Origin of the sequence: Clostridium ragsdalei P11 (assembly GCF_001675165.1) — a bacterium.
Lineage (GTDB): Bacteria > Bacillota > Clostridia > Clostridiales > Clostridiaceae > Clostridium_B > Clostridium_B ragsdalei.
The window spans coordinates 111,306-130,628 of record NZ_LROS01000022.1; the positions used below are offsets into that span (position 1 = coordinate 111,306).

Annotated in this window: 18 protein-coding genes; 4 read left to right on the plus strand and 14 right to left on the minus strand. The window is 32.6% G+C overall.

All coding sequences use genetic code 11. The features are described 5' to 3' along the window. Positions 1–249: 249 nt before the first annotated feature. On the plus strand, positions 250–1,149 hold the full coding sequence (locus CLRAG_RS10645) for a LysR family transcriptional regulator (RefSeq protein ID WP_065078422.1): 900 nt from the start codon (positions 250–252) through the stop codon (positions 1,147–1,149). Here CLRAG_RS10645 and CLRAG_RS10650 read toward each other — a convergent pair. From CLRAG_RS10650 to CLRAG_RS10685, 8 genes are all read right to left on the minus strand, one after another. Continuing rightward, on the minus strand, positions 1,133–1,660 hold the full coding sequence (locus CLRAG_RS10650) for a hypothetical protein (RefSeq protein ID WP_065078423.1): 528 nt from the start codon (positions 1,658–1,660) through the stop codon (positions 1,133–1,135). The two genes, CLRAG_RS10645 and CLRAG_RS10650, sit on opposite strands and share 17 nt — an antisense overlap. Continuing rightward, entirely contained in the window at positions 1,588–3,303 is a 1,716-nt protein-coding gene (gene fadK, locus CLRAG_RS10655; RefSeq protein WP_065078424.1) for a medium-chain fatty-acid--CoA ligase, read from the minus strand. Before fadK ends, CLRAG_RS10650 begins: the two co-directional genes overlap by 73 nt. Before the next feature lie 31 nt (positions 3,304–3,334). Further along, a complete protein-coding gene (locus CLRAG_RS10660) occupies positions 3,335–4,345 on the minus strand; it encodes an electron transfer flavoprotein subunit alpha/FixB family protein (RefSeq protein ID WP_065078425.1) in 1,011 nt (336 codons plus the stop codon). A 15-nt stretch (positions 4,346–4,360) separates the two neighbouring features. After that, complete coding sequence (locus tag CLRAG_RS10665) at positions 4,361–5,149, minus strand: electron transfer flavoprotein subunit beta/FixA family protein (protein ID WP_065078426.1); 789 nt, start codon at positions 5,147–5,149, stop codon at positions 4,361–4,363. A 12-nt stretch (positions 5,150–5,161) separates the two neighbouring features. Next, complete coding sequence (locus tag CLRAG_RS10670) at positions 5,162–6,304, minus strand: acyl-CoA dehydrogenase family protein (RefSeq protein WP_065078427.1); 1,143 nt, start codon at positions 6,302–6,304, stop codon at positions 5,162–5,164. An 18-nt stretch (positions 6,305–6,322) separates the two neighbouring features. Then, positions 6,323–7,546 carry a CaiB/BaiF CoA transferase family protein gene (locus CLRAG_RS10675; protein WP_065078428.1) on the minus strand — a complete coding sequence of 408 codons (1,224 nt, stop codon included), beginning with the start codon at positions 7,544–7,546 and terminating at the stop codon, positions 6,323–6,325. A gap of 90 nt (positions 7,547–7,636) precedes the next feature. Continuing rightward, positions 7,637–8,809, minus strand: a complete 1,173-nt coding sequence (locus CLRAG_RS10680) for an acyl-CoA dehydrogenase family protein (protein WP_013240541.1) — start codon at positions 8,807–8,809, stop codon at positions 7,637–7,639. Positions 8,810–9,145: 336 nt separating this feature from the next. Continuing rightward, positions 9,146–10,129, minus strand: coding sequence for a type I phosphomannose isomerase catalytic subunit (locus CLRAG_RS10685; RefSeq protein ID WP_065078429.1), 984 nt, complete (start codon positions 10,127–10,129; stop codon positions 9,146–9,148). 405 nt (positions 10,130–10,534) lie between these two features. Between CLRAG_RS10685 and CLRAG_RS10690 the strand changes: the two genes are divergently transcribed. Together CLRAG_RS10690 and CLRAG_RS10695 are read left to right on the plus strand one after the other, a co-directional pair. Next, positions 10,535–11,056: a ferritin family protein gene (locus tag CLRAG_RS10690; RefSeq protein ID WP_065078430.1), complete on the plus strand. Its 522-nt coding sequence runs from the start codon at positions 10,535–10,537 to the stop codon at positions 11,054–11,056. A 101-nt stretch (positions 11,057–11,157) separates the two neighbouring features. Beyond that, positions 11,158–11,574 (plus strand): hypothetical protein, encoded by a 417-nt coding sequence (locus CLRAG_RS10695; protein WP_065078431.1) that lies wholly within the window; start codon positions 11,158–11,160, stop codon positions 11,572–11,574. 99 nt (positions 11,575–11,673) lie between these two features. Here CLRAG_RS10695 and CLRAG_RS10700 read toward each other — a convergent pair whose 3' ends face one another. Continuing rightward, entirely contained in the window at positions 11,674–12,096 is a 423-nt protein-coding gene (locus CLRAG_RS10700; RefSeq protein WP_065078432.1) for a hypothetical protein, read from the minus strand. A 93-nt stretch (positions 12,097–12,189) separates the two neighbouring features. On the opposite strand from CLRAG_RS10700, the gene CLRAG_RS10705 reads away from it, so the two are divergent. Then, positions 12,190–12,423: a hypothetical protein gene (locus tag CLRAG_RS10705; protein ID WP_065078433.1), complete on the plus strand. Its 234-nt coding sequence runs from the start codon at positions 12,190–12,192 to the stop codon at positions 12,421–12,423. Between the two features lie 300 nt (positions 12,424–12,723). On the opposite strand, the gene CLRAG_RS10710 is transcribed toward CLRAG_RS10705, so the two are convergent. The 5 genes from CLRAG_RS10710 to kdpB are packed head-to-tail and all read right to left on the minus strand — an operon-like array spanning position 12,724 to position 19,300. Then, positions 12,724–13,422: a response regulator gene (locus CLRAG_RS10710; protein ID WP_065078434.1), complete on the minus strand. Its 699-nt coding sequence runs from the start codon at positions 13,420–13,422 to the stop codon at positions 12,724–12,726. Positions 13,423–13,434: 12 nt separating this feature from the next. Continuing rightward, positions 13,435–16,155: a sensor histidine kinase gene (locus CLRAG_RS10715; RefSeq protein ID WP_065078572.1), complete on the minus strand. Its 2,721-nt coding sequence runs from the start codon at positions 16,153–16,155 to the stop codon at positions 13,435–13,437. A gap of 43 nt (positions 16,156–16,198) precedes the next feature. After that, on the minus strand, positions 16,199–16,552 hold the full coding sequence (locus CLRAG_RS10720; protein WP_065078435.1) for a hypothetical protein: 354 nt from the start codon (positions 16,550–16,552) through the stop codon (positions 16,199–16,201). A gap of 35 nt (positions 16,553–16,587) precedes the next feature. Then, on the minus strand, positions 16,588–17,211 hold the full coding sequence (locus tag CLRAG_RS10725; RefSeq protein ID WP_065078436.1) for a K(+)-transporting ATPase subunit C: 624 nt from the start codon (positions 17,209–17,211) through the stop codon (positions 16,588–16,590). Between the two features lie 25 nt (positions 17,212–17,236). Then, entirely contained in the window at positions 17,237–19,300 is a 2,064-nt protein-coding gene (gene kdpB, locus CLRAG_RS10730; RefSeq protein WP_065078437.1) for a potassium-transporting ATPase subunit KdpB, read from the minus strand. Positions 19,301–19,323 lie beyond the last annotated feature (23 nt).

Sequence of the window (19,323 nt, forward strand, 5' to 3'; positions counted from 1 at the left end):
GCTTAATATTCTTAAACAGAATATCTCAATTAAAGAACGTTATAAATCTAAAAGTTCTTTCAAAAATAAAAGTTAAATTTTTAATGAAATTTTAAAAATATCTATATTCTATCATTTTAAGTTCAAAAATTATATATTATTATACAATTTTGTACAAATTTATATAAAATTCTATATTTTTTTATAAATTTATGCTACAATAACAATGTACACTAAAAAATCTAATATATACTGGTATGGAGGCATAACATGAACTTAAATCAACTGTATTACTTTAGAAAATTAGCACAATTACAACATTTTACACATGCCGCAAAAGAACTATATATAACACAACCAAGTTTAAGCGGGGCGATTTCGTCTTTAGAAGAAGAACTTGGTATAGAATTATTTCATAGGCAAGGTCGAAAAATCAAGCTTACAAAATACGGAAAAGTCTTTTATCAATACGTATGCAACTCTTTAGGTGAATTAGAAAAAGGTATTGATTGTTTAAAAGAATCATCTGGTATTATTGGAGGGATTATTGATATAGGATGCATCCCTACCTTATGTGGGGACTTTTTACCAAATATAGTAAATGGGTATTTAGATACTGTGAACTCAAAAACTAAATTTAATATTTTTACCGGCATGACTTTAGATGTTATAGAGGGAATCAAGTCTGAAAAATACGATATCGGTTTCTGTTCCATTTTAGAGAATGAGCCTAATATCGAGTTTGTTCCAATTCTTACTCAAGAACTTGTTCTTGTTGTAAACGATAAACATCCATTGGCAAAAGAAAAAATCATTGGTCTACAAGATATCGGCGACTATCCATTAATCACATATCGACAAAGTTTGCCTATTGGTAAAACTATAACGGAACTCTTAAAACCCTACAACCTTCATGTAAGTTATGATTTTGACGATGAAATAACTATTGGTGGAATGGTATGTTCAACAAATGTGGCTGCTATTACTGCGCGTACTTCTTTTTTACTCCAATTTCATAAGTTAAAAATTATAAAACTAGATACACCAAATAATACACGTACAGTATATATGGCGTATAATAATAATATTTACCACACCATGGCTGTAAAAATGTTTGCAGACTATATGATTAAAAAAAGCAAAATTCGTAAAATTAAGACTGCCAATTAGCATGCATTCTCTCTAAAGGGATTTTAACAATTGCTTTATCTTTTATATATGCATAAATTTCAAATCCCCTTTTACATCTAAAAGTACATTCAAGGCATGGATCTTCGTCACAGTAAACATAAGAATCTTCATCTGCTAAAGCAAATACAAAAGATGTCTTTTTAGGATTTGTCACATATTTTAACTGTCCTCCTGTAAATGTTCTAAGATAAATCCATTCGAGAGAAGTGGTTTCATTCTTTATTTTCCAAAAAACTTCTACCACATTTTCATTGTATCCTCCTGTAATTTTGTAATCAATAATTATATCATCTGAAATCTCTGATGGATCTTTTGTAGAAAGCATCTCCATTTTTTCATCACAACACATTGGAGAAATTTCTTTCCTCATACTTGTTAGTTGAAAAACGCTACCACAATGTTTACAATGATAAAATATTAACTTGGGGCACACAACCCTTGGTTTTGTTGTTTCTCTTGATCTTCTTGGACCAAATTCTCGCCCTTCCAACTTGACTCCTCCTGTCTACCCATACGAACTTTCAAATCCTTTGCCAATAAATTTTTTTTCACCTTACCACTATCAGTTCTCGGAATTTTATCTATAATCTCCAGATGTTCTGGCCAATACCGTTTTGGAATCTTTTCTTTCCTCATATACTCTAAAAGTTCTCCTAATTCCAGAAAATGAACTCCTTTTTCTAATACAACATAAGCGCAAATTCGTTCACCAAGACGCTTATCAGGCATTCCAATAACTGCCTCATCCTTAATTAGCGGAAATTTTGAAATATACTGACTTATATGATTTGAGTTGAGGTTTTCACCGCCCCTAACAATTATGTCTTTCTTTCGTCCAATGATATTAATATTTCCACTTGTATCGCTTACACATAGATCTCCACTATAAAACCATCCTTCATCATCCAGTACCTTATTTGTAGCTGATTTATCACCTATATATCCTACAAATACATTTGGACCTCTTGATGCTTCTTCCCCTAGATTTCCAGGTAGTATTTCTTTTCTATTTTCATCTACAATTCGAATTTCTACCCCTTCCATAGGCCTTCCTGCAGTACCAAATGTTAACTCAATATTTTCATCAGGTCTTACAAATACATGTGGAACACTTTCTGTAGATCCATAAACTTCACATATCTTTATTCCATATTCATAGGCTTGCCTTGCCATTTCTTCCGGTACCACAGCCCCACCACAAAGATAAAATTTTAACGAACTAAGGTAAAGTTTATCCTCTCTAATATTCTTTAAAATATCATATATAAATGGTGTAGCTCCCATTGACCAGGTGCATTTTTCTCTATTCATAAGGTTTATTGCTTTTCTACTTTTAAACTTTTGCTGTAAAACCACTTTTGATCCCATGAGCATAGGTGCAATAATTCCATGGTGAAACCCAGTTGCATGATTTAAAGGCGCCGGCATAAACATGATATCATCTTTTGTAAGACCAAGTTCCTTACTAAAGTATTTCTCACTAAATATTATGTTGTTATGCGTCATCATAGCCCCCTTTGCACATCCAGTAGTGCCAGATGTACAAAGAACAGCTGCAACATCATTACTATTAACTCTTACTTCATCTTTTAACTTTATTGGAAAATATGATGATAATATTTGTGTCAAAGTAGCGATGCTGCTTTCTTTTTCCTTTAGGTTGTCAAGTAATACAATGTGTTTTAAACTTTTTACGTCCTTTTCGACTGATAGAATCAATTTTTCATAATTTGTCTTGTTGTAATATGTAGGACAGAGAAAAACTCTACTTTTACATAAATTTAAGAGATACGAAACTTCTCGACCACTATAGCACATACCAATTGGGTTAACAACAGCTCCCACCTTCATGCATGCAATAGTAACAATTACAAATTCACTCCATATTGGTATTTGAAAAGAAATAACATCTAGAGGCTTTACTCCAATACTGAGAAAATAGGAAGCAATAATACCTGCTTTTTCATCTAATTGTCCATAGGTATAGCGGTATCCTCTATCATCTACTACAAATTCCTTATCTCTATACCTTTTTACCGACGTATTCCAGTAATCTAAGAGTGTTTTTTTACCCCAATAGCCCATTTTTTCATACAATTTTTTTTGGCTATCATTTATTTTAATTTCATCCATCACGTCATATCTCCTTATAAAAAGAACACAATTAAAGATTTTTTACTGAACTAATTTCCTTTATAAGTGCTGGAACGACTTCAAATAGGTCTCCTACTATACAATAATCTGCTACTTCAAATATTGGTGCAGTTTCATCTTTATTAATTGCAATAATTGTATCTGAAGAGCTCATTCCAGCTAAATGCTGCACGGCACCGGAAATTCCACATGCAATATATACTTTTGGAGAAACTGTTTTACCTGTCTGCCCTACCTGCTTTGTCTGTGGAATCCATCCAGAATCTACAGCAGCTCTTGATGCTCCAACTGTTCCGCCAAGTAAATCTGCAAGCTCTTGTAACATCTTAAAGTTTTCTCCATTTTTCATTCCTCTACCGCCGGATACTATATATTCTGCCTCTTCAAGTTTAACACCAGAATCTTCTTGGGCTTTAATAAAGTCAACTACTTTTGTTAAAATAGAATCTTTGTCTATATTAATAGTCTCTTTAATAATTTCTGGACGGTTATTTTCATTTTCCTGTGGTTTCTTAAAGGCACCAGGTCTTACAGTTCCCATCTGTGGTCTGGTATCACTGCAAAGTATCTGTGCATAGAGATTGCCTCCAAAAGCAGGTCTTTCCCATACAACATTTCCAGTATCCTCTTCTACACTTAAAGCAGTACAATCTGCAGTAAGACCTGTTCTCAAGCTAACTGCAATTTTAGAACCAAGTTCTCTGCCCCTTATAGTGGCACCTATTAAAATGGTATTTGGGTTATACTTGTGACAGAGTTTTAAAAATGCATCTCCATATACATCTGAAGAATAATTTTTATATTCTTCTCCCTGTACAACATAAACTTTATCTGCTCCATGACTGCTTGCACCCTTAACTGCATCTTCTACATCACTGCCTATTACTACGGCACATAATTTCTGCTTTAGGCCATCTGCTAAAATTCTACCTTGTCCCAGCAGTTCAAAACCAACGTTCTTTGGTTGTCCCTGAAAGCATTCTATAAATACCCATACGTCTTTATACTCATCGAAATTCATAACCAAAGCCTCCCCTTAAACTAATTTTGCTTCTAATAGCTTGCCAACTAACTCTTTTGCTGTTTTTTCAGGATTTACAACTTTCATTACCTCACCACTTGCCTGACGTTTTGGTGTAAAAGTTGCTTTTACTCTTGTTGGTGAACCTTTAAGACCTATTTTGGTAGTATCTATATCCTTAATATCATCTAAATGAATTTCTCCTATTTCTGCCTTTAAAGAATCAATTTTTCCCTTAATAGTTGCATATCTTGGTTTATTGCTTTCTTTTGTCAAAGTACATAAAACAGGAAGTTTTGTTTCAACTATTTCAGCACCTTCTTCTACCTGACGCTTTACTACACACTTTTGGCCTTCCATTTTAATATCAAGCACATAGCTTAATCTGGAAATTTTCAAATGCTCTGCAATACTTGAACCTGTCTGTCCTGTATCTCCATCAATTGCCTGTTTACCTACAAGTACAAAATCAAATGGCCCTACTTTTTCAATTGCCTTTGATAAAATATAGCTAGTTGCATAGGTATCAGATCCTCCAAAAGCTCTATCTGTTACTAAGTACGCTTTATCTGCGCCCATGGAAAGAGCTTCTCTTAAAACTTCTTTTGCGTTATCAGGTCCCATGGAAAGTGCAGTTACAGTACCTCCATATTGATCTTTTAAACGAAGTGCCTGTTCTAGTGCATTTTTATCAAATGGATTTAGAATGCTTGGAACGCCTTTTCGAATCAATGTATTTTTAACTGGATCAATTTTAATTTCTGTTGTATCAGGAACCTGTTTTATACAAACAACGATGTTCATTTCTCTTCCCCCCTACTTATATTCCTTTTCTAATGCACCGGCTATTGTCATTCTTTGAATCTGATTAGCTCCTTCAAAAATCTGGAACACTTTGCAGTCTCTCATAAGCTTCTCAACTGGATATTCCTTGCTGTATCCATATCCACCGAAAATTTGAACTGCATTTGACGTAACTTCCTGTGCACAATCAGATACGAATGCTTTAGTAATGGCACCTTCTTTACGAACAAGATTTCCATTATCCATTAACTTCATAGTATTATTTACAAGTGCTCTGGAAGCTTCTACTTTTATTGCCATATCTGCAAGCATCTGTTGTACCATTTGGAATTTAATTATAGGCTTGCCAAACTGCTTTCTTTCTTTTGCATACTTTACAGATTCATCCAAAGCCCTCTGCATAATACCTACTGCTAATGTAGCAACAAAAGCTCTAGATAAGTTAAGAGAATTTAATGCAAGTTTAAATCCTGATCCTTCCTCTCCAAGCATATTAGAAGCTGGAACTCTTACATTTTCAAAAGTAACATCTGTAGTATTTGATAAACGAAGACCCATTTTGTCTTCATGTTTTCCAATAGTAATTCCTGGTGTATTTCCATCTATTATAAAAGCTGAAATACCTTTATTGCCTGCTTCAGGATTTGTTTTAAAGATTCCTACAAACACAGAAGCCAGTGCACCATTAGTGATAAACGTTTTTGTTGCGTTCAATATATATTCATCACCATCTTTTACAGCTGTTCCTCTCATTCCTGCAGGATCAGAACCTGCATTTGGCTCTGTAAGAGCGAAACCCGCAAAATTTCCTTTTCCAATTATATCTGCAAAATATTTACCCTGCTCTTTGGTACCAGAAAGAATAACATTTCTTAAAGCAACAAATGTAGTAACAAGTGTAATTGCATATCCTGCATCTACCTTTGCAAGCTCTTCAAAAATCATGGCTGTAGTTTCGTAGCTAAGTCCAGTTCCACCATATTCTTCTGGAATTTCAAGCATATGAAGTCCCATATCAAAGGCATACTTAAACAATTCTCTTGGACATTCGCCCTTTTCATCCAGCTCCTGAACATGTGGTTTGATTTCATTTTCTGCCATTTCTTTTACAAGAGCAATTAATTCCTTTTGTTCCTTTGTATATAATAAGCTCATTAATTTTAACCCTCCTCATTATTTTTTAAGCAGTTTCAATCCAGCTACAGCTCCTTCGTTTATGTATTCTTTAACCTCACTGCTGCTGTAACCCAATTCTTTCATGATTTGCTCTGTATGTGCACCTTGAGGTTTACAAGTTTTTATTATAGGTTCTGACATAGAACCAAATGAAATTGGATTAGTAGGAACCATTCTTTTTCCTGAAGGGTAATCTACCTTAGTTAAGATATTGTTTGCCCAAACCTGCTCATCTTTATAAACATCCAAAGGCTCATTTGCTGCTTCACACGGCAACTCATTGTCAGCAAGCATTTTCAGCAAGTCATCCCTATTAATCTTAGAAATAGCTTCATCAAGCATATCTACTACTTCATGATTTAATTTTTCAGCATTTATCTTTGCGCAGTTATTGTATTTGGTATTTCCTACTATATTTTTAATACCCAATAAAGTCATAATCTTATCATAATCTCTGTCATATTCAGGACAGCACATTACAACCCACTTATTATCCTTAGTACGATAACAATTATTAAATGGATTTGGAACTTCTTTTCGGCTCTTTGGATATTTATTTCCATATTGTGCTGAAATCATGGCAACACTTAACATAAATGATGCAGCATGCTGAAGACTTACAGTTATCTTATCTCCTTTTCCTGTCCTTTCTCTATTAAACAAAGCTCCGCATATACCAGATAAAAGACATATTGAAACCTGAAAATCTCCATAACCATTAGGTGGATTCATTGGAGAACCACCTTTATCTACTGTTGTGCCTAAGACGCCTCCTCTTGCCATATAGCAAGTAGCATCAAAACCCGGCCTATCTTTTGCAGGTCCTTTTTCTCCGTAACCTAAAACCTGTGCAAAAATAAGTTTTGGGAATTTTTCTTTCAAAGTATCATAATCCATACCTAGTTTTACAAGTGATTTTGTCCTTGTATTTGTAATAAATACATCTGCCTTTTCTAACAATTTATAAGCAACTTCTCGTCCACGTTCTGTTTTTAAATTTATAGTGATAAATCTCTTATCCATGTTTGCAACATCAAAAGGCAAGTTTTCTTCATCACTGAAAGGCATATTAAATACTGAACCCTGCTCTCTTGCGGGATCTCCTTTAGGGGCTTCAATTTTAATTAAATCAGCGCCCCACTCTCCCATAACTCTAGCAGTAGTAGGAGCTGCTAAATATGTGGTTAAATCTACTACCTTAATCCCTTTTAAAGGTTCCATTTTTATCCTCCTGTTCTTATATTTTATTTATAGCCTTTTGAAAACTTCAAAAGGCTATAATATAAAATAATAACTATTTCAAGTAAAAAATTACTCTTCTTCAGTATTGCCTCCATTAGCAATAAGTTTTCTTGAAGCTGTTAATCTTTGAACAGTTCTAGGTCCTTCCTCTAACCACATTGCACGACAATCACGGTATAATCTTTCAACTGGACCATATTCGCATTCTTCAAAGTATCCAATTCCTCCAAATATCTCTAACATATAATCAGATACTAACTTAACAGTATTGATACTGTGAAGTTTACACATAGCTGCTTTCATCTCAATTTCCTTACCAGCTTCATAATCTTTTGCAAAATCGTAAACCATTAATCTAAGTGCATGTATTTCAGTTCCCATATCAGCAATTGTCTGTTGAATTGCTTGTCTCTTAACAAGTGGTTTTCCAAATGTTACTCTGTCTTTTGCTCTCTTAATTGTCATCTCTAACATTCTCTGAGACATACCAAGATTACTTACTGCAATATGAGCTCTAGATACGGATAAAGAATGCATTGCAATCTTAAGACCTTCGCCTTCTTTACCAAGTAAGTATTTCTTGTCAAGTTTCATGTTAGTGAATTTTAATCCTGCATGTCCAGCTCCACGGCATCCCATCATATGAGGCATTGGAACGATTTCATAACCAGGTGTATTAACTGGTACGAAGAATGCAGATAATCTCTTATCCTTTGGAGCATCTGGGTCAGTTACAGCGATTACATATGCAAACTCACAACAGTCAGTATGTGAAATTAATGTTTTTTCGCCATTCATGATGTAGTAGTCACCATCTTTTACAGCTCTTGTATGTAAATCTGCTCCTGTACCACCTGTTTCTTCAGTTAATGCAAAGCATGTGAAGATTGTTTTATCTTGAAATTTGTCCATATATTCATCTTTTAATTCTTTACTTCCAAAGTCATCAAGAATTCTCCAGTTTAAATCCATTGCATAATGAAGATGCATACGCATTCCACCTGGTCCTCTACTGAACTCTTCTTGTACCTGTAAAATTTGTGTCTCACTTAATCCCCATCCACCATATTGTTCTGGCAATGCACATCTGTATAAATTGTTTTCAATTGATAGATCAAAAAACTTTTGAGGAAATTTATTAGTAACCTCAACTTCTTTTTGTATCTCTTCAAAAGGTCCTTCAGCTAAAGCTCTAATTTGTTTCAGATAATCCTGAAATTCTTTTTCATTTAATTTTGACATTTTATTTCCCCCTTGTGTATTTTATAACAATCTTTATGCTTTTATTATACTTATATCTAAAATATATTACCAATAGTTACCACCAATGTTATTGTTATCTTTTATAGTTATTGCCTATACATAATACAGCAATTCCACGGATAAAATTTAAGGAAATTGTCTTATACAAAGGGTTGAGGTACAATAATAAGAATTTGAATGAAATGCTTTACCAAAATATTTGCCTAGAAATTTAAAATTTTTTGAAAATAAGATGTTTTCAATTTTTATGTATAAAAAAGTAGAAAGCTATTGTTAATAAAAAGATTTTTATTAACAATAGCTTAATGAAAATTTTTAAAATTTTCTTATTTCATCTAATATACTATTTTCTACTTTATTACAATCTGGAACATAGCTTTTAAGCAATTTCATGTTACCTTTCAAGCTATATTCTCCAAGAGAAGCTGGAACAAGCACGCTGTCTCCTTTAAATATATTTTCAAAACCGCCGTTGTAAACTATCTTGCCCTTACCATCAACACAGGTAAATATATAAAACCTTTCTCTATCACTTTTTTCTACTGCTTCAATTTGAATATCATATAACTCCAGAGAAATTTCTCTTGATAAACAAAGATAGGTTTTTTTATAGCCATCCTTTTTTATACTAATACCTCTACTCTTATTTCCCTTTAATTTTAGATTTACTACGTCTAAGGCTTTATTAATATGTAACTCCCTTCCCCTTCCATAATCATATACTCTGTAAGTTATATCACTATTTTGTTGAATTTCTGCCAATATAACTCCTTCACATATGGCATGTACAAGACCGCTTTTTATAAAATACACATCACCTTTTTTAACAGGAATTCTGTTCATATACTTTTCCAAGTTTTCATTGTTTATAGCCTTTTTAAATTCGTCTATGCTGCATCCATCTTTAGTCCCAACTATCAAACTTGCCCCCTCAAATGCTTCAATAACATACCATACCTCTGTCTTTCCTGAATCATTTTCTACTTTTTTCGCATAGATATCGTCTGGATGAACTTGTATTGAAAGTTTTTTCCTGGCATTTATTAGCTTTACAAGAAGAGGAAATCTATTACCTTTAATTTTTGTTCCCAATAGCTTATCTCCTTGAATCTTAATAAGATCATCAAATCTAATTCCTTTAAATTTTCCATTCTCTACTATACCCATACCATTTTTATGGCAGGCTATATCCCAGCTTTCTCCTATCTTTCCTTCTGGAAGGTTACTCCTAAAAAGTTCTAAATCTCTGCCTCCCCAAATTTTATCATAGTATAAGTTTTTAAATTTTATTGGATACACACCAAACATCTCCTTATATTCCAAACTTATACTTATATTATAAGTCAATCTTAGATAAAATTTACATAAATATAAAAAGATTAATATTTAAGTAGCAAATTACTTTTTTACAATATCATAGTTCAATATATCAGTATATTGCATTAAAGTAACTTATTTATCCGATGACTATCTGCTCTAATACTCCCGCTTCTCCAAGTGTACGTTGCGAGCAGCTACGTCCCTGGATAACGATTTTCCCTAAAGGATAACGCCTTCTAAGTGCTGAAGCACTAAGAAGCCTGTTAATAAGCATCAGGTGGAGTCAAAACTCCATCTGATGCCAAGAACTCTGTTTATCCTAATTCACTTTTTATAACTTTTATCATAAAATACTACTATAATTTATATTTTGGAGAGTTGAAAATGAAACATTATATGTGTCCCTTTACTCGCTGTGGTATGAACTTCTCTAACAATATTTCTCAAGTAGACTTGAATTTAGATGAATACACTTATCCAGACAACTTCAATTCTGCACTAAAGTTAATAAAAGAAGCTATCTCTGGAGAAAGAGAAGATGAACTTTTTTACAACTATTTAATAAAAAATGCTCCCGAAAATGAATCTAAAAAAATTATATCTGGTATCAGGGATAATGAAAAAAAGCATAACAAAATGTTTAGATTTATTTACTATGAACTAACGGGAAATATGATTCCTTCTCCTGAAAATGTAGAGTTTAATACTCCTGATTCTTTTTGCAGTGGCATTAAACGTGCCTTAAATGGAGAACTAAATGCAGTTGTAAAATATAGAAAAATATTGTTTGCACTTAATAACAGAAAACACATAAACATGCTTATTGAAATAATAACAGATGAATTAAGACATGCTAGTCTATATAACTTTATATATACATCAAACTGTTCTAAGGAACAATTCTAGCTTAACTACTATGTATATGTAAAGTTTTTTCATTGATTTGTAACTATATAACTCACAATAACATACTATTTAATTAAGAGTAAAAAATAGGAGTTGTGTACATGTACGATTATGATTACTTCAGATTTGATGATGACGCTAGAGAAGATGATGAGCCAGAAGAACTAGATTATCTTGATGATGATTTTGTATGTCCTTACCTACAATTTTCCTCAAACCATACCCCTATGTGTATGAGCAGACAGCGAGATAACTTTCCACCAGGGCCTCCTCCAGCCAATGTTCCTCAAGCACCTCAAAACTTAGCACCTGGTTCAAGTACAAAATTTGTAGATCCAGGTTCTATAAGACGATGCTTATTTAAATTCGTTTATATTTGGCCAAATAGAGGCAATGGATTCTGGGCATGGTTAACTCATGTAGGAAGAAGATCTATTTCAGGTTATAGATGGCATAGAAATAGATGGGTTTATTTTGGAATGGATTTACGTCAAATAAGAAGTTTTATGTGCCGTTAACATTGATCCTAAAAATATAACTGACATAGTTACCAATTAAAAAATAAGCTTATACTCAGGATATTTCTACGTATAAGTTTATTTTTAAGTTTAGAAATTCTATATCATAAGAAATTTTTTAAACATTATGTGAAATAGTATTAGGAATATGAGAAAAAACGCTAATATCCTATGATCTACAAGCCATTTTCCCTTCATATTCCTACTTTTAAGTCCATATACTCCTAAACATGCTGTCGCAACCATAACTACAGCTGCAGCAAGCCCCGGTATGGAAATGCCCTTATATTTATACATAATATAACCATGGCACACTACAGCTATAACTCCTATAATTCCAACCAACTTGTGATATTTTATAATGCATTTCATAAAAGCTTTATATATATGCGCATACTGTTTTTTATCCTTTGGTAACTTCTTTATATATTTCCTATTTATATACTTTATAAAGAAATTAAGGAGTAATATAAAATACGCCCAAAATCCAACCCATCCCAAGAATTTTCCAAGTTCCTTCATAATCTTACCCTCCCATTTTCTTTCAAATGCCTAAATAACTTAGTATGTCATTTATGTTAATTTCATATAATATATATTAGAGGTGTGAATAAAATGTCTTGTTTAAACACAATGTCCCCTACACAGCTTGCAGTACTTAGTACTTTTATAGCCATTGTTATAACTAAGGATAAAAGTGCAGATGAAATAAATGTTCTTGGAAACGTAATTGCATCAACTGGAGCTACTGTACTTTCTATCGCAGCTCAGATGCAGTACCTCGAGTCAATTCAGAGTAAAAAAGATCAAATTCATGACTTAAAAAAGCAGCTTAATGACCTAAAATAGATATATCAAGACATAATTTAACTCAGCTTTTTTAATTAATAGTTAATGTGGATTTTTTTCCGTTACACTACAAAAAATCTTTGATTAAGCTTTTTACCACTCGTTTTGCTAAAGCAAAACATTACTAAGCACTGACTTATATAAATTTAAAGATTTTTTGCGAAAGCTAAAAATCATCCTTCACTATTAATTCTTCATTATTAATTCTTCATTATTAATTCTTAACTCACAAAGTTTTTAATATGCAAAATTTAATTTATTAATTTTAGCAATCAAATTCAATTTTAGCATACTCTTATACTACTCATCTGCTAATCTATAGCCTACTCCAACCTCTGTATATATATACTCAGGCTGTGCAGGATCTTTTTCTATCTTTCGTCTCAAATTTGCCATGAACACCCTTAATGATTTAGTCTCACTTCCCAAGGATGAACCCCATATTTCACGAATAATAAAATTATGAGTAAGCACTTTTCCTGAATACTTACATAAAAGTGCCATTATCTTATACTCTATAGGAGTTAAATGTATCTCTTTACCTTCTACAGTTACACGTCTTTTATCGAAATCTATAAATAGCTTTTTTACCTTAAAATTATTCAATATCTCATGTTGATCCTTGTTTACAATAAGATGCCTTAAAGACACACGAATTCTAGCAAGCAATTCACTTATACTAAAAGGTTTAGTTAAATAATCATCTGCCCCCTTATCAAGTGCTTCAACTTTCTGTCTTTCATTTCCTCTTGCAGATACAACTATAATCGGAATGTTAGACCATCCTCTTACTTTTTCTATAACTTCAATTCCATCAATATCTGGAAGACCCAAATCTAATATTATAAGATCAGGATTGTGTGACATTACAAGAGAAATACCCTCATTTCCCTTATCTGTTTCAATATATTTATATCCCTGGGAAGATAAAGCTGCTGTAATAAAATTTCTTATTGGTCTGTCATCTTCAATTACAAGAATATAAGGCTTACTATCCATCACTCTTCCTCCTTACATTAACTCATTACTATTACTTTCCCCTTTAGGGATGTTAAACCTAAAAATAGCCCCTCCTTCTTTTTTGTTTTCCGCTTCAATTGTACCACAATGGGCTTCAACTATGGATTTACAAATGGTAAGTCCAAGTCCCACACCACGTCTTGAATCTGCTATACTGCTGCCATTGGTAAAAAACCTATCAAATATATGGGGCAATATTTTATCTGATATTCCTATTCCATCATCTATGACTTCAAAAAATACATCGTCTACACTTTCATAAACTTTTATTTGTATAAACGATTGTTTCTTAGAAAATTTTGCAGCATTCTGAATTAAATTTATAAGTACTTGCTCAATTAAATTTCCATCCATAGGAACCATTATAAGTTTCTTTGGAACTTCTACCTTTATTTTATGGTCTTTAAAATATTTAGAGCTTCTCTGAACTGCCTCTGATACTACTTCCTCCACCAGTTCTAGATTTTTATTGATTTTCATATTTCCCTCATCAAATTTAGTCATACTAAGGAGATTCTCTACAAGACTTATAAGCCATTCTGTATCGTCATAAATCCCATTTAGCAAGTCTTCCTTAGTCTTTTCTGGTATAAATTTACCGTTTTCTATAATAGTACTTACTGCTCCCTTAATTCCTGCAAGGGGACTTCTTAAATCATGAGAAATAGATCTTAAAAGATTGCTTCTAAGCCTTTCACGTTCAATTTCCACTTTGGATTTTTCCTGCTGTCCTACAAGTATTTCTCTGTCAAGTGCAATAGCCATTTGGCCCGTTACAGTTTCTACAATAAATTTCTGATCATGGCTTAAAAAATCTTTTTCACAGGAAACTCCAATAACTCCTAATATCTTATTTTGCACTTTTATTGGAATGTAGTATCCCCTTGCCCTATAAAATGTATCTGTACCAGAACCAGCTTCCTTGCCTTTCAAAAAACTCCAGTAAGCTACAGCAGCCTCATCTTTATTCAAAATTGAATCATCTTTTTTTAATTCATCCAAATAATATACAAAAGGAGTTGAAAGCTTGTTATCTATAGATAGGTAACATACCACAGTCCTGTCCACAAGTCTTGATAGATATTTTATAGCTATGGAAATTACATCAGAATTTCCAACTGCACTTAAAAGTTTACTTGTCACCCTATACAATGTCTGTGTTCTTTTTTCCCTAGTATAGGACTCATCCGCATCCCGCTGGATCCTATTTGTCAAATTTCCTATTACAAATGCCTCAATAAGTATCATTATAAATGTAATCAAGTAATTTTTATCATAAAAATGAAAAGACCTCTTGGGCTGAACAAATAAATAATTAAATATAGATACACCTACTAAAGAAGATATTATACCCATTAAGTAACCCGTAGTCTGCATATATACAATTATAACACCTAAAATAAAAATCATAATAACATTGGCTTCTGAAAAACCCACATAGTCAAAAATCATAGCAACACAAGTTACTATTAATAAAATTAAAACAGCTTTAATAGCTTCCTTTAAGGACAAACTAAATTCTTTACTAAATTTCTTAGTAATCTTGTCACTTTTCCTATCATATAGTGAATTTGGTATCACATAAACATCGATATAAGAATTAGAATCCATAAGTTTATCTACTACATCTTTTGCATAAAAATGAAATACCTTACTTGTTTTTTTGTTGTTCTTACCTATTATTATCTTAGTTATATTTCTAAATTTTGCATATTGTATAACTTGATCTGCTATGTCATCCCCATATATTGTAACTACTTCTCCACCTAATTGCTCTCCTAAATTAAAATATGAATTAAGTCTTTTTCTATCTTCTTTACTTAATTTCTGAGATTTAGTAGTTTCTACATATACTACTATCCATTTTGAATGATAAACTTCTGCCATTCTTGCAGCTGTTCGTATAACCCGAAGAGATGAAGGTGATGAACTTATACATGCAAGTATTTGATCGGACGCAGGTACTACAGTAATCTGACCTTTTGAAAGCCTTGCAGTTTCAATTTCATAGTTTACCCTATCAGCCGTTTTTCTAAGGGCAATTTCCCTTAAAGCATATAAATTGCTTTTAGTAAAGAAATTATGAAAGGCACTCTTTACCTGATCTCTTGCATATACTTTACCATCGCTAAAACGCTTTAAAAGTTCATCTGGTTCTATATCTATAATTTCAACTTTATCCGCGTTATCAAATACTTTGTCTGGAATAGTTTCTCTTACGGAAATATGAGTTATACTTTCAACTACATCATTTAAACTTTCAATGTGTTGAACATTTAGCGTAGTATATACATCAATTCCAGCTTCAAGAAGCTCCTCTATATCTTGCCACCTTTTTCTATGTCTTTTTCCCTTGGCATTGGTGTGGGCAAGTTCATCTACAAGTATTATCTCAGGCTTTCTTGAAAGTGCTGCATCCAGATCAAATTCTTTTAAAATTACCCCCCTGTAGTCGATAACTTTAGTATTTATACTCTCAATCCCTTTAGTCAAATCCATAGTTTCTAATCTTTCATGGGATTCAATATAACCTATCACTATATCTTTTCCCAAATTTTTAATGTCATGGGCTTCTCTAAGCATGGAATAGGTTTTTCCAACTCCCGCAGCATATCCAAAAAATATTTTTAATTTTCCCCGTCCACTTTCACTCTCTTCTTTTTCCACTTTGTTTAAAATACGATATGGATTAGGTCTTTCATTATAATCTATAATAATCACCTCCATATAGAACTTGTATCACATATTTATTTTCTCATTTTTCTAGATAAAATGTAACATGTTTTTCATAAAACTTATCGAATTCAATTCTGTCCCCCTCAATTTTTCCTTCAATATATTCCTTTGGATAGGAAATTGTCTCGCCTTTCTTTAACATTAATTTCATATTGTTACTTTCTATGCTATACTTGCCTTTAGTATAAACAGCTTCTCTGTATAAATTATTTATTATTGTATAATTATTATTTTTATCAAGTATTAGAATCGTATTATTCTGGGGACATTCATATTTACCTGTATATGGATATTTATTACTACCTTTATCTACAAGAACTACTATAAATACAACAATAATTATACATAATATTATAACACCCATCTTCTTCATGATACTATCACCTACTTCTCCAATTAAAATAAAACTTATTTATTTAAAATCGAGGCTATTTCAAGATTAACTTTTAGTACATTTACCCTAGGCTCACCTAAAATTCCAAAAGTTTTATCTTCCGTATATTTACGAATTATCTTACGAATATTTTCTTCACTTATTCCTGTTGCTTTTGATACAGCAGGTATCTGTATTTCTGCAGCTTTAGGACTTATATCAGGATCAAGACCAGATCCTGAACTTGTAAGGAGATCTGTCGGTATATCTTCTTTCTTTACCCCTGGATGAGTTTTTAAGAAGTCATCTAAATCCTTTTTAACCCTATCCTGAAGTGCTTTATTTGATGGTGCCAAATTTTGAGATCCAGATGATACACCAGTGTAAGCTACTTTTCCACTCTTATCTGGTTTCAAATCTGCCTTTGTGTAAGTGTTATAGTTCACAGCCGAAACCCTTCCTCTAAAGAACCTCGGATCTGTAAAATTCTGTCCTATTAGTTCAGAGCCTACCTCTTTACCATTTACCGTTATAATACTTCCATTTGCCTGTTTATGAAAAAATACCTGACCTACACCTGTTATAAAAAGCGGATATATAATACCGCAAATTATCATCAAAACAACAGTTAAGCGAATAGATTTTTGGATCATTTTCATATTAAAACCTTCCTTTCTGAAAAACCTAACCTAAATTAAAAATTCTAACTAATGGAGTTATTAGTAAATCTATAATTTTTATTCCTATAAATGGAGCAATAATTCCTCCAAATCCAAAAACAAGCATATTCCTCAAAAGCATTGTCTCTGATTTCATAGGTCTATATTTTACGCCTCTCATAGCAATAGGTATTAAAAGAGGTATTATTACGGCATTGAATATTAACGCAGATAGTATAGCACTATAAGGTGTTGCCAATTTCATAATATTCATTACCTGCATTCTAGGTATAGCTACTGCAAACATAGCAGGTATTACAGCAAAATATTTAGCTACATCATTAGCTATGCTAAACGTAGTAAGTGCTCCCCTTGTTATTAAAAGCTGCTTTCCTATTTCAACCACTTCTAGTATCTTGGTTGGATCTGAATCTAAATCCACCATGTTGGCAGCCTCTTTAGCTGAAGTGGTACCACTATTCATAGCAAGCCCTACATCTGCCTGAGCCAGTGCCGGAGCATCATTTGTTCCATCTCCTGTCATTGCTACAATTTTACCTTCTGATTGTTCTTTTTTTATAGCTTCTATTTTATCCTCTGGCTTGCATTCAGCAATAAAACTATCCACTCCTGCCTCTTTAGCAATAGTTGCTGCCGTAAGTGGGTTATCTCCGGTACACATTATAGTTTTGATTCCAATTTCACGAAGCCTTTGAAATCTTTCCACAAGACCTGGCTTTACAGTATCTTTAAGATATATAACTCCATAAATTTTATTACCCACACATACTACAAGTGGCGTTCCTCCCAAGCTTGCTACTTTATTTACAATATCATCTAGTCCATATGGAATAGCTTCTTTTAATTTCTCTACCCTATCTTTTATAGCATCATAGGCCCCTTTTCTTATAGAAGTACCATCCTTTAAATTAACCCCACTCATTCTAGTCTGTGCTGTAAATTCTTCAAATTCCATATCCTCATATTTGGATTTTTCCACTTTTGAACCCAATTTATATCCAAGTTCTACTGTAGATTTGCCCTCTGGCGTATCATCCTTTAAAGAACATAAAACAGCATAATCTATAAGCTCTTCTTTAGATACATGTTCTACAGGAATAAAATCTGAAGCTAGTCTGTTTCCAAAAGTTATGGTACCAGTCTTGTCAAGTATCATGGTATCTACATCACCACAGGATTCTACTGCTTTTCCAGACATAGCTATAACATTAAATCTTGTGACCCTATCCATTCCAGCTATACCAATTGCAGATAACAATCCTCCTATTGTAGTTGGTATAAGGCAAACTAAAAGGGCTATAAGAGTAGATATTGAAATCTTTACCCCTGTATAAGAAGCCATGGGATAAAGTGCTACAAGTACTATAAGAAAAATAAGTGTTAGACTTACAAGCACAGTATTAAGGGCAATTTCATTAGGTGTTTTCTGCCTTGATGCTCCTTCTACGAGACTTATCATTTTATCTAAAAAAGATTCTCCTGGAGTCGCTGTAATTTTTACTTTTAACCAATCACTTACAACCCTAGTTCCACCTGTAACTGAAGCAAAATCCCCTCCTGACTCTTTGACAACAGGTGCTGATTCACCAGTTATTGCAGATTCGTCTACAGACGCTATACCGCAAACAACCTCCCCATCATTTGGAATTATATCTCCATTTTGTACTAAAACTACATCGCCTTTTTTAAGTTCACTTGCACTTATAACTTTTACATTATCATTTAAATCAAGTAATTTTGCAGAAGTATCCTTACGGGTTTTCTTAAGCGTTTCTGCTTGAGCTTTTCCTCTTCCTTCAGCTATTGCTTCTGCAAAGTTTGCAAACAATATTGTTATAAACAATATTAAAGCTACTACAAAATCATAAATTCTCAGATTATTTCCTTTATCTCCGAATATACTAGGAAAAACTGTACTTATCAAAGATATTAAAAATCCAATTTCAACTACAAACATAACAGGATTTTTAATCATATATTTAGGATTTAATTTTTTTAAAGATTCTACAATTGCATCTTTCATTATGCTCTTTGTAATAAACTTAGATTTTTTAATTTTATTTTTCATAATCACACCATTCCCTTTTTATA

Coding starts and splice junctions, on each gene's coding strand:
- CLRAG_RS10645 (WP_065078422.1), top strand. CDS start 250: ATGAACTTAAATCAACTGTATTACTTTAGAAAATTAGCACAATTACAA.
- fadK (WP_065078424.1), bottom strand. CDS start 3,303: ATGGATGAAATTAAAATAAATGATAGCCAAAAAAAATTGTATGAAAAA.
- CLRAG_RS10660 (WP_065078425.1), bottom strand. CDS start 4,345: ATGAATTTCGATGAGTATAAAGACGTATGGGTATTTATAGAATGCTTT.
- CLRAG_RS10665 (WP_065078426.1), bottom strand. CDS start 5,149: ATGAACATCGTTGTTTGTATAAAACAGGTTCCTGATACAACAGAAATT.
- CLRAG_RS10670 (WP_065078427.1), bottom strand. CDS start 6,304: ATGAGCTTATTATATACAAAGGAACAAAAGGAATTAATTGCTCTTGTA.
- CLRAG_RS10675 (WP_065078428.1), bottom strand. CDS start 7,546: ATGGAACCTTTAAAAGGGATTAAGGTAGTAGATTTAACCACATATTTA.
- CLRAG_RS10680 (WP_013240541.1), bottom strand. CDS start 8,809: ATGTCAAAATTAAATGAAAAAGAATTTCAGGATTATCTGAAACAAATT.
- CLRAG_RS10690 (WP_065078430.1), top strand. CDS start 10,535: ATGAAACATTATATGTGTCCCTTTACTCGCTGTGGTATGAACTTCTCT.
- CLRAG_RS10695 (WP_065078431.1), top strand. CDS start 11,158: ATGTACGATTATGATTACTTCAGATTTGATGATGACGCTAGAGAAGAT.
- CLRAG_RS10700 (WP_065078432.1), bottom strand. CDS start 12,096: ATGAAGGAACTTGGAAAATTCTTGGGATGGGTTGGATTTTGGGCGTAT.
- CLRAG_RS10705 (WP_065078433.1), top strand. CDS start 12,190: ATGTCTTGTTTAAACACAATGTCCCCTACACAGCTTGCAGTACTTAGT.
- CLRAG_RS10710 (WP_065078434.1), bottom strand. CDS start 13,422: ATGGATAGTAAGCCTTATATTCTTGTAATTGAAGATGACAGACCAATA.
- CLRAG_RS10720 (WP_065078435.1), bottom strand. CDS start 16,552: ATGAAGAAGATGGGTGTTATAATATTATGTATAATTATTGTTGTATTT.
- CLRAG_RS10725 (WP_065078436.1), bottom strand. CDS start 17,211: ATGAAAATGATCCAAAAATCTATTCGCTTAACTGTTGTTTTGATGATA.
- kdpB (WP_065078437.1), bottom strand. CDS start 19,300: ATGAAAAATAAAATTAAAAAATCTAAGTTTATTACAAAGAGCATAATG.